4 protein-coding genes are annotated in these 8,429 nt (G+C 50.1%); 1 reads left to right on the top strand and 3 read right to left on the bottom strand.

What is annotated here, in order from left to right; all coding sequences use genetic code 11:
• Positions 1 to 147: 147 nt before the first annotated feature.
• The 3 genes from galU to WBV27_RS13015 all read right to left on the bottom strand — a co-directional run bounded on the left by galU (position 148) and on the right by WBV27_RS13015 (position 3,346).
• Positions 148 to 1,032, bottom strand: coding sequence for a UTP--glucose-1-phosphate uridylyltransferase GalU (galU, locus tag WBV27_RS13025; RefSeq protein ID WP_424202555.1), 885 nt, complete (start codon positions 1,030 to 1,032; stop codon positions 148 to 150).
• Positions 1,033 to 1,175: 143 nt separating this feature from the next.
• Positions 1,176 to 2,189 carry a UDP-glucose 4-epimerase GalE gene (gene galE, locus WBV27_RS13020; protein WP_424202554.1) on the bottom strand — a complete coding sequence of 338 codons (1,014 nt, stop codon included), beginning with the start codon at positions 2,187 to 2,189 and terminating at the stop codon, positions 1,176 to 1,178.
• Between the two features lie 59 nt (positions 2,190 to 2,248).
• A complete protein-coding gene (locus WBV27_RS13015; protein WP_424202553.1) occupies positions 2,249 to 3,346 on the bottom strand; it encodes an LCP family protein in 1,098 nt (365 codons plus the stop codon).
• A 452-nt stretch (positions 3,347 to 3,798) separates the two neighbouring features.
• Between WBV27_RS13015 and WBV27_RS13010 the strand changes: the two genes are divergently transcribed.
• The coding region (locus WBV27_RS13010; protein ID WP_424202552.1) for a polysaccharide deacetylase family protein at positions 3,799 to 8,429 on the top strand (4,631 nt) is incomplete at its 3' end.

The following is an 8,429-nucleotide window of genomic DNA, read 5'->3' as shown; positions in this document are numbered from 1 at the left end:
CCGGCACAATTGTAGGCCGGGATCACGATGCTGAAAAAAGGTTTGTTTTCCATTAGTTGTCCTTCCTGACGTTGGGCATGACGGAGCACTCGGACCGGCTTGATCCGGGTCTGGGTATATAGAAGCTACTCCTGTCACTGCAACGCGTTATGCTTTGTTCTTTAATTCCTTTGCTAATTCTTTCAGATAAGGGCGCATCTTGTCGGCTGTGTCTTTATTTTCCAGTCCGAATTCGATGTTCGCGATCAACAGGCCGTATTTATCGCCCACGTCATAGCGCTTGCCCGTATACTCATAAGCGACAAGCGGATGGATCGCGTTCAAAGATTCGATCGCATCGGTCAGCTGGATTTCGTTCCCGGCATCCGGCGCTTGGTTGCGCAGAATGTCGAATATTTCCGGCGTCAACAGATATCTGCCGATGATGGCAAGGTTGCTTGGTGCTTCTTCCGGAGCCGGTTTTTCGATGAAGTGGTTGACGCTGTAGATATGTTCGCCGACCTTCTCCTTGATGTCGACGATACCGTATCGGTTCGTCATATCCTCAGGGATGCGCATCGTCGCAACGACGCCGCCCTTGGTTTCATCGTAGGTATCCATCAAAGATTTCGCCAACGGGATTTCGCTCGGCATGATGTCATCGCCCAAAAGTACGACAAAAGGTTCGTTGCCGATGAAAGCCTCGGCCTGCAGAATGGCATCGCCCAGTCCATGCGGGTAGGCTTGGCGCACATAATGGATGTGCGGAATGTTCGTCTGTTGAACTAATTCCAGCATTGCCGTCTTGCCTTTTTCCTTCAAGTTTTCTTCCAAAGCGATGTTTACGTCAAAATGATCCTCGATCGGACTCTTGCCCTTCCCAGAGATGATGATGATTTCTTCGATGCCGGCAGCCATGGCTTCTTCCACCACATATTGGATGCTCGGTGTATCCACGATCGGCATCATTTCCTTTGCCATCGCTTTCGTTGCCGGCAAGAATCGCGTTCCTAAACCTGCTGCAGGTATTACAGCTTTGCGTACTTTTGTCATGGGACTCCCTCTTTCTTCGTATAGTCTGTTCCATTATAACAAAGATGCCGCCAAAAAAGAATCAACATAGGACAGAAAAAGGGCTACGGCACGCATCCAATCGGATGAGCGATGCCGCAGCCCAGGCTCTTTCAGCGGATAAACTACGCTTCGTAACCGTTCGGATTATTCTTTTGCCAATTCCAGGAATCACGGCACATGTCCGCCAATGTCTTCTGGGCCGTCCATCCCAGTTCTTCTTTCGCCTTCGTCGCATCCGCATAGCAAGTCGCGACATCCCCTGGGCGTCTGTCGATGATTGTGTACGGAATTTCGACGCCTGTGGCTTTCTGGAAGTTATAAGTCAAGTCCAACACGCTGTAGCCTGTCCCGGTACCGAGGTTATAGATGCCGACACCTTCCGTATCCTTGATCTTTTCCAGAGCTTTGATGTGGCCCAACGCCAAGTCGACGACGTGGATATAGTCACGTACGCCGGTGCCGTCATGTGTGTCGTAATCATCCCCGAAAACGCTCAGACGCGGCAATTTGCCGACCGCCACTTGCGTGATGTAAGGCATCAGGTTGTTTGGGATGCCGGTCGGGTCTTCGCCGATCAGTCCTGACTCATGCGCACCGATCGGATTGAAGTAGCGCAGCAAGGCGATGCTCCACTCGGAATCGGAAACCGCTACGTCCTGGAGGATCTGTTCGATCATGACCTTCGTGTAGCCGTATGGGTTCGTTGCACTAGTCGGCAGATCCTCCGTCAACGGTGACACGTTGTTCATGCCGTAGACCGTAGCTGAAGAACTGAAGACGATCTTCTTCACACCATGGCTGCGCATCACATCGCACAATACCAAAGAGCTCGTGATGTTGTTGTGGTAATATTCGATCGGTTTCGATACGGATTCGCCCACTGCTTTATAACCGGCGAAATGAATGACCGAGTCGATTTTCTCTTTTGCGAATACTGCGTCCAATGCTTCGCGGTCCAAAACGTCCACTTCATAGAAAGTCGGTGCTTTTCCGGTGATCGTTTTGATCCGGTTCAGCACTTCCGGTTTGCTGTTCGAATAGTTGTCGACGATGACCACTTCTTGGCCTGCGTTCAATAATTCCACTACGGTATGGCTGCCGATGTAGCCGGCTCCGCCTGTTACTAATACTGACATAATATCCCTCTTTCCGATTGACTGTTATTCGTTTATTTTCTTTTTCATTGGTGCCGCGATTAATTGTTTGCTACTTCATCCGGTTCTTCGACACTGTCTAAATCGGAAGTTCCTGTAACCGATCCGGCGCTGGTCATCTGGCCAAAGCCAAAGGATGAGTCCGCGTCCGATAGATTCATGTCGCTCAACTGCACCTGATCGATTTCCAATTCATCACGCAGCGTATTGGCGATGCGCAAGCGCTCTTCAGGATCCACATAATAATAATAGATTTCATCATAATACAATTCTTCCCCAGCGATTGAAAGTTGCGTGAACGTGTCCAAGGCATCCACATAGCCTGACTTGATATCCAACAGATCCTCAAAGGAAAGATTGGTTTGGATGTTCACTTCCACTGCACTGAGGATTTTTTTGTAGTTCGTGACGCTGTCGATGCTGATCAGCTTATCCAAAATTGCTTTGATGACCATCCGTTGGCGGTTCTGACGACCTAAATCGCCTTCTGGATCCTCTTTGCGCATCCGTGCGAAAGCCAAAGCATCCCAACCATCCGCTATGACCGTTTCGCCTTCAACGAAGGAAGAACCCTCAAACTCGAAAGTCAACGGACTCGTCAATTCGATGCCGCCGATTGCTTCGACAATGTCATGCAGCCCCTGCATATTGATCTCGACGTAATAGTCGATCGGCACGTTCAGGAATTCCTGGATAGAGTTGATGGCCATCTGGGTACTGCCGAATGCGTAGGCATGAGTGATCTTGTCGTTGTACTCCGGATACATATTCGTTTCATAGCCCACCATCTCGGCGTAACTGTCGCGCGGCACACTGACGATCGTAGTCTTTTTGGTCTTAGGATTGACCGTCGCAACGATAATGGTGTCCGAACGACCGCTACCTTCCGCGATCCCATCCCCATACATGTCGATACCCAACAGCGCGAACGAAATCGGATGGGTCGCATCTACCGAAACTTCCTCTTTCCGCATATTCTCCGTTTCGACATCTTCAAAAACAGTTTTCAGCGTGCTCTCCACATCGTCGTAGACAGTCCAGAACAGCGCGAAAGCGACGAGGGCAAAACCCACCAATGATAGAATAATGATTCGGTTCCTTTTTTTCTTCTTAAAATAATTGCTTCTTGTGTCATTCATCGATTTGAGCCTCTTTCTGCGCAATGCGGCTGCATAGCAGCCCATCACCCTACTTAATATCGCTTCATCAAGTATAGAACAATTCCGGCGAATGAAAAAGGGATATTCAAAAACTTAACAAAAACGCAAACCTATCGCAAAATATCATGCACCAACTTTAGCATAGCCTCACAAATCCCTCAACGGATGCTTTTTGTAATTGACCGAACCTTCTCAAATACTTTTAAAACGCTTTAATTTGCGTTATAATAACATAAAGTGGTTAAGTTAAGCAGGCGAATAAACCTATCAGCACTTGACCTCTTACACTGTTTCCGGCTCATTCCACGTTTATTTTCAATAATAAGGAGATGGTCCTGATGGTTACGTAGCATACAACTCCCCCACAGCAAAAGAATCACTTAACCGAATAGGCTTGTTTTCAGATTTAGCGATTAAAGGAGGGCTGAATTATGAAAAAAAGATTTATGATACTGCCTCCTTTCTTAGTCATATTTACGATTTACGGCGCGCTGACAGATGTATCTGCAGCAACGGAAGGGACAACAGGGATAACTGAAACCACACTCCAAGAGCCCATTCTCAATGAACAGCCGCCAGGTATTCCGCTGCCGGAAACAGTGATGGACACCGCTGACGCAAACACACCCGCAACAACACCTACGGAATCTCCGTCCACAGAAGTGCCCGTACCTGACAACCAGATACCGGAGACATCTGCAACGCCAGCAGAACAACCGCTGGCAGAAACGGCAGATCCGCAACCAACCACCACAGAAACGACCCCACCGGCGACCACGCCCGCTGAGGAAGCTATCCTACTGGAAGCAACCGACACAACACCAACTACCACGGAAACACCTGCACCTGATACGACCTTACCAATCGAAAACCCAACAGAACTACCGGTACCCGAAACGGAAAATCCGATCGTAACGGAAGTGCCTGTTGAAAGTCCGACCGTTCCGACAGAACCGTCAGAAGTTTCGGAAGAACCCGCAGCAATTGCACCGATCGAAGAACCCGCAACAATTGCTCCGATCGAAGAACCCGCAACAATTGCTCCGATCGAAGAACCGATGCAAATGATGGCTGCAGCCGCAGTCAGCAATTTCTCGGGAACTTCCCAAATCATCAACTCAGTGAATATCACAGAAAACGTGATCGCTCTGACATTCGATGACGGCCATTCTTACGGAAACCTTTCCGACATTCTATATAATTTGAACTATTTGGGCGTAAAGGCTACGTTCTTCATGAACGGTGATGCTGACGCTTCGTTGCTGCAACAGATCGTTGCGGACGGCCATCAATTGGCGAACCATACTTACTCTCATGGTGACTCCGCGACATTATCTTCATCCGGCTTAGCGAACGACATCAATCTGATGGAAGATTATATCCAAGAAACGACCGGAACCTCTTCCCTGCCTTTCTTCCGTCTCCCTTATGGATCCTACAACAGTTCCGTTTTGGACACGGTCGGTAGCCTTGGTTACCAATACACGATTGGTTGGGACGTCGATACACTCGATTGGACCGGCATTTCTGCTACTGAAGTCAGCAACGCGGTTGTTAATAATGTCAGACCTGGTTCGATTGTCCTGATGCATGCTAGCGTAGGCGCAGCCAACACACCAGAATCCTTGTGGTATTCGATTGCAGCGCTGAAACAAGCTGGCTACGGCTTCTCTACTGTCAGCGATTTGTTGGCATTGGGTGGTTATTTTGCAACCGAAGAAGAAACACCCATTGAAGAGGATTATTCGGATGATATCCTATCAGAAGTCATCAACCAAGTTTCTACCGGCGAAAAAACCATTTCCTTGACCATCAGCGATGCGTCGGATGCCGAAAACGTCCGCGAGATTCTTGCCAACTTGGCCACTATGGATGTGAAAGCCACTTTCTTCCTGAATGGTTTGACTGATCCCACAGTGATCAACGAGATCATTCAACAAGGGCATGAAATCGGCAACCATACCTACACGCACGATGACGCCACCGCAATGACCGTTGATGAAGTCATCTGGGAACTAAATGCTATGGAAACTTTGGTGCAGGACAGCACAGGTGGAGCCACTACCCGCCCTTACTTCAGGGCGCCGATGGGAGCCACAAATGATGCAGTCCTTGCTACTGCTGCCAGCATGGGGTACATGTATACAATCGGCTGGACCGTCGATACCCGCGATTGGAGCGGCACATTGACCGCAGCCCAAGTCAGCTCAGCAGTCGTGAACAACTTGGCACCGGGCGCCATCTTCCTTATGCACGGAAATGCTTCCGCCAACACAACTCCCGCAGCCTTGTTGCAGATGATCACAGCCATCCGTCAGCTCGGCTACAACTTCGCTACAATCAGCGGTTTGCTCGCTTTAGAGGGCTCCTATCCGACAAACCCCGGTGAGGAACCTGGTGAAACGATCCCTGATCCTGATCCAGATCCGCCAAGCACCACTACACCATCTGAAATCGTGAACCAAGTCAACACCGATGTGCCGGTCATCTCCTTGACCATCAGTGACGCATCCGGAACCGAGAATGTAAGGCAGATCCTCAATAATCTCGCACTTTTGGGAATCAAAGCCACTTTCTTCCTGAACGGCATGACCGATCCAAGCATAATCGATGAGATCATCGCCCAAGGCCACGAAATCGGCAACCATACCTACAGCCACGAAGATGCCACCCAAATGACCCAATCACAATTGACGGCGGACCTCAACAATCTTGAGCAGCTCGTCCAAGATGCATCCGGCATAAGCACAATACCTTACTTCCGGGCACCGATGGGCGAAACCAACTCTACCGTTTTGGCGACAGCCGGCAGTCTCGGTTATCAATACGCCATCGGTTGGACAATTGAAACCCGCGACTGGAGCGGCACACAGACAGCATCCCAAATCAGTACCGCTGTCGTGAACAGTTTGTCCCCTGGAGCCATCCTTCTTTTGCACGGCAGCGCCGATGCAGTTGCGACACCTGCAGCAATCCTGCAGATGGTGGCAGCAGTACAGGCACTTGGTTACCGCTTCGAGACCATCACAGGCCTGTTGGCTTATCAAGGCATCTATGTCGGTGAAGAACCCGTAGTTACCGATCCAGTTGTCGAAGAACCGGATTACGGAACGGGACCATCCCGCTTCGTCAGCCATGTCGATACTGGCCGCAATGTCATTGCACTTACGTTTGATGACGGTGACGACTACACCAACCTGGCCGACATCATCTACAACCTTAACTACCTCGGCGTCAAAGCCACCTTCTTCCTGAACGGCACAACCGACCCCGGATTGATGGCCGAACTGGTCACAACCGGACACCAACTGTCGAACCATACTTATTCCCACAATGACGATTCCACATCCCTTTCAGCTGATGAATTGGCTTATGACTTGGAACTGATGGAAGATTACATTCTGCAAACTACAGGAGTATCCTCCAAACCTTATTTCCGTGCTCCAGCAGGGGTCTATAACGATGCCGTGCTTGAAACACTAGGCAGCCTCGGCTATGCTTATACGATCGGTTGGACGCAGGACACACGCGACTGGGAAGGTTTATCCGAAACGCAGATTGCAGCCAGCGTAACTGATTATCTGGATGCAGGCTCAATCTACTTGATGCATGCGAATCCGACTGCTGTCGGCACGCCGCAATCCCTTTGGTACCTTATCGCAGAAGCCCGCAGTCAAGGCTATGAATTCGTCACGATCGACGAATTGATGGCGCTGGAAGGCGTCTATGATGATGGCAGTGATAATGGTTCCGGAGAAATTTCTGATGGCGTCTCCCAATTCATCGAACAGGTAGACACAAACCAAAAAGTAATCTCCTTGACCTTTGACGATCTTGGAGACAGCGAGGTCTTGCAGGGCGTCCTTGATGCTTTGGCTGAATTGGACGTCAAAGCGACTTTCTTCGCGGACGGCACAGCCGATCCGGACATGCTGTATCAAGTCGTTTCCCAAGGGCATGAACTGGGGAACCACAGTTACTCGCATGAATTCTCTACCTACTTGACCATCGCAGAATTTACGGCTGAGCTGAACGCATTGGAAAACAAAATCGTAAATGCGACAGGCGCAACATCCAGACCACTCTTCCGTCCGCCATACGGGGACTACGATCAGTCTGTTTTGGAAACGCTCGGCAGCCTTGGCTATACCTACACTGTAGGTTGGTCAGTCGATACCTTGGATTACCTTGGAACATTATCTTCTGAAGAAATTGCCTTCAACGTGTTGGACCAATTATCACCAGGTGCCATCTACTTGATGCATGCTGTTCCTGAATCCGCCAACACACCAGGTTCCTTGTACGAAATTATCACTTCGGCCCGTGAAGCTGGTTACTCCTTCGCGACAATCAGTGATCTGATCCAATTGGATGGCGTCTACTTGGAAGACCCGACCGACCCAGTTGATCCGGTCGATCCGGTCGAAACCGTCCTTTCACAGCTGATCAATCAGGTAACGACAGGCGAAAAAGTCGTTTCCCTTACAATCAGCGATGCTTCGGACGCAGACAATCTCCGCGAAATATTGGCGAACTTAGCCACTCTGAATGTCAAAGCCACCTTCTTCCTGAATGGATTGACCGATCCGACCTTGATCGATGACATCATCGCCCAAGGCCATGAAATCGGCAACCACACCTTCAGCCATGACGATGCCACCCAAATGACGGCAGCCCAATTGACCACCGATCTCAACAACCTTGAGCAGCTGGTCCAAAACGCTTCCGGCACAAGTACAAAACCTTACTTCCGCGCTCCGATGGGGGCAACGAACACTACCGTCCTTACGACAGCCGGCACGCTCGGCTATGACTATACGATCGGTTGGACGGTGGACACGCGTGACTGGTCAGGCACTATGACGGCTGCTCAAGTCAGCTCCGCCGTCGTGAACAACTTGACTCCCGGCTCCATCTTCTTGTTGCATGGGAACAGCTCAGCCGCCACTACTCCGGCAGCTTTGTTGGAAATGATCGCTGCTGCACGCGCACTCGGTTATGAATTCACAACTATCACAGGCTTGTTGGCTCTCCAAGGCATCTATCCTGATCCGGTCGATCC

Source organism: Trichococcus sp., assembly GCF_049589555.1.
Classification (GTDB): domain Bacteria; phylum Bacillota; class Bacilli; order Lactobacillales; family Aerococcaceae; genus Trichococcus.
The sequence above is the reverse complement of the archived record's forward strand: the minus strand, read 5'-3'. Positions and strand labels throughout refer to the sequence as shown.

Excerpts from the sequence above, each read along its gene's own strand:
- galU (WP_424202555.1), bottom strand. The coding sequence starts at position 1,032 with ATGACAAAAGTACGCAAAGCTGTAATACCTGCAGCAGGTTTAGGAACG.
- galE (WP_424202554.1), bottom strand. The coding sequence starts at position 2,189 with ATGTCAGTATTAGTAACAGGCGGAGCCGGCTACATCGGCAGCCATACC.
- WBV27_RS13015 (WP_424202553.1), bottom strand. The coding sequence starts at position 3,346 with ATGAATGACACAAGAAGCAATTATTTTAAGAAGAAAAAAAGGAACCGA.